The 2,141-nt window shown below is 64.2% G+C and carries 4 protein-coding genes; all 4 read right to left on the reverse strand.

What is annotated here, in order from left to right; translation table 11 throughout:
• Window positions 1-32 precede the first annotated feature (32 nt).
• A complete protein-coding gene (locus tag PARACOCCUSGL_RS0120010) occupies window positions 33-416 on the reverse strand; it encodes an H-type lectin domain-containing protein (protein WP_010400911.1) in 384 nt (127 codons plus the stop codon).
• Window positions 417-475: 59 nt separating this feature from the next.
• The gene (locus tag PARACOCCUSGL_RS0120015; protein ID WP_010400914.1) at window positions 476-754 is read right to left on the reverse strand and encodes a hypothetical protein; all 279 of its coding nucleotides are present in this window, start codon (window positions 752-754) and stop codon (window positions 476-478) included.
• Window positions 755-850: 96 nt separating this feature from the next.
• Window positions 851-1,069: a hypothetical protein gene (locus PARACOCCUSGL_RS0120020; RefSeq protein ID WP_010400916.1), complete on the reverse strand. Its 219-nt coding sequence runs from the start codon at window positions 1,067-1,069 to the stop codon at window positions 851-853.
• Window positions 1,070-1,371: 302 nt separating this feature from the next.
• Window positions 1,372-2,141: Hint domain-containing protein (locus PARACOCCUSGL_RS21150; RefSeq protein ID WP_010400918.1), on the reverse strand; the 770-nt coding region annotated here is incomplete at its 5' end.

The following is a 2,141-nucleotide window of genomic DNA, read 5'->3' on the forward strand; positions in this document are numbered from 1 at the left end:
CCTTTTGGGGACCTTCTGTGTCGAAGGGAGGCTCAGTTACTCTGGACGGCATCGTGGCTGCCTGTTGAGGGGCCGATTGCCTGCCAGGTCACCGAGGCCCGCGCGATATGCGTGTCGCCCCAGGTCACAAACTCGACCACAAAACCTGAGCGTGTCACCTCCACCGCCTCGAGCCGGAAGCGCAGGTTCTGGTCATGCGCCGCATCAAGCCCGCTCAGCCCCAGGTTCACGCATGGAACCGCACCGAAAGGCGCGACAAATGAGGTGCTGATCCGGACACTCCGGTCACCACTGCCCGCCCACATCGGCAGCCCCGCATCAACATGGTTGAAGAGCTCGCCCGAGGCGCTGATCATCTGAAGCTCTCCGGTCCAGATCAGGTTCTGCGTAAAAGGAGAGCGCGTATCATCCAACATCTTCTGATCTCCGATCCTGATCGACCCCCGGCCGCGGCCGGGGCTTACGAAGCGCGGCTTCACAAGGACAAATCGGGTTCAGAGGCGCCGGCGGGACTGGTGCCCGCGGCCTTCTGACGCTGCCCCTCACTGAGGCAGATCTGATCCGCGGCAGCCACCGTCATATTCGCCGGGCGATCAATCGAGCGGTCCCAGGTGACGAGCGATCTGGTGTAAAGCTGGCAGGTGACCGGGCCCGAGGCCGTCTGGACCGTCACCGGCGCCGTTTCATAATCCTTGGGGTCGATCGAACAGGCCGCAAGCAGCCCCAGCGCCAGGACCGGCAGGAATTTGTTCATCTCTGGTTACCTTCTGCTACCATTACACAAGACAGGGCGCGGAACTCCCGGGCCCGCCGTTACTTCCGCCCCGCCCGACACGGGGCGGGACGGTCATCACAAACCGGTATTCCGGCCGGTCGGATCGCGGGTCTCAGCCGTCTGCGGCGCCATCAGGGCAATCATCGCACCCAGGCTGGAAACGATGCGGCGGGTTTCGCCCTCGGGCACCATCTCTGCCGTTGTCGAGAGAAGCTCCGAGACAACCTTCAGGACCGCCTGCTGCCCGTCTGCGAACCCGGCCTCGTACCAGGACCGATGACTGTCGGAATTCATCAGATACCTCCCCACCAAAGCACCCCATTGCGCATTCGGGCCGAGCAGATGCCGGCGCCCGCCTGCCAGTCGGATTGCGGGTACGTGCGACGGTTCATCCGACACGGGAGAGACCTTTACGGCGCATCATGCGACCCCGGGCCGGATGTGAAGACCGTGCACCACGCATGCCAATCATCCGGCACAAGGCCGCATCGGGTCTGCGGCCGGGCAGACAGGGCCCCGGCGCGCAGATCGGTCAGCCTGCCGCATGTGCCGGGACACGGCCCACGGGCGTGATCCCCGTCGGCATCCCCCGGCCCTTAGTGAAGGGCGCGCCCGACGGGATCATGCTCGACAAGCGGGCGGCTGTTCTGCAGATGCCGCACCCCCATCTTGCGCGCCTGACGGCCCGAGGGCAGAAACCGCGCCGGCTGCGGCACATGGGACGGATCCGCAAGCTCGGGGAAAAGCGCGCAGATCTCCTGCACCGCCTCGTCGCCGACGGATTTCAGCGCCTGCGGGCCGGTATAAAGCGACTCGGTCTCGGCCCCGTTCGAGATCACCACCTCGTGCCGGTCGAAGAGGATGTGGAAATACTCGACCTCCTGCACGTCGTCGGCGATGTCGATCCCGTCCAGCAGCACAAGCTGCTTGGCCGCGACCAGAACCTCCATCGCGCCGAACATCTTCTGCGCGATCTTCGAGCGCACCAGCACCCGATGCTGCGGCGAGACCATCAGATCGCTGGCAGGCACCCCCGGCCCCATCGCGCCGGCCCTGATGCGGACCGGACGCAGGTTCGGCATCGTCTCAAGCTCATGCGCCCAGAGCTGGCGCGAGCCGATCCAGCGCACAGGCTGAAGCCCGTGGTCCCGCGTCAGCACAAGATCCCCGACGCAAAGATCCTCAACCGCAACCTCACCACGATCCGTCATGAGCAAGGTGCCGCGGACAAAACAGATGACCAGATCCTCTTTAAGATCGCCATAGCCCGGAGAAAATTTAAGCCATTTTCCGGATAGCGCATCCTCCACAAACCCCCGTCCACTTGTCGTAGCAAGGTCATTGGCAGCCTGTCTGAACACCTTAG

It is taken from the genome of Paracoccus sp. TRP (genome assembly GCF_000185925.1).
Taxonomy (GTDB): domain Bacteria; phylum Pseudomonadota; class Alphaproteobacteria; order Rhodobacterales; family Rhodobacteraceae; genus Paracoccus; species Paracoccus kondratievae.

What these genes read in the sequence shown, in the direction of transcription:
- PARACOCCUSGL_RS0120015 (WP_010400914.1), bottom strand. Translation starts at nt 754, where the DNA reads ATGAACAAATTCCTGCCGGTCCTGGCGCTGGGGCTGCTTGCGGCCTGT.
- PARACOCCUSGL_RS0120010 (WP_010400911.1), bottom strand. Translation starts at nt 416, where the DNA reads ATGTTGGATGATACGCGCTCTCCTTTTACGCAGAACCTGATCTGGACC.
- PARACOCCUSGL_RS0120020 (WP_010400916.1), bottom strand. Translation starts at nt 1,069, where the DNA reads ATGAATTCCGACAGTCATCGGTCCTGGTACGAGGCCGGGTTCGCAGAC.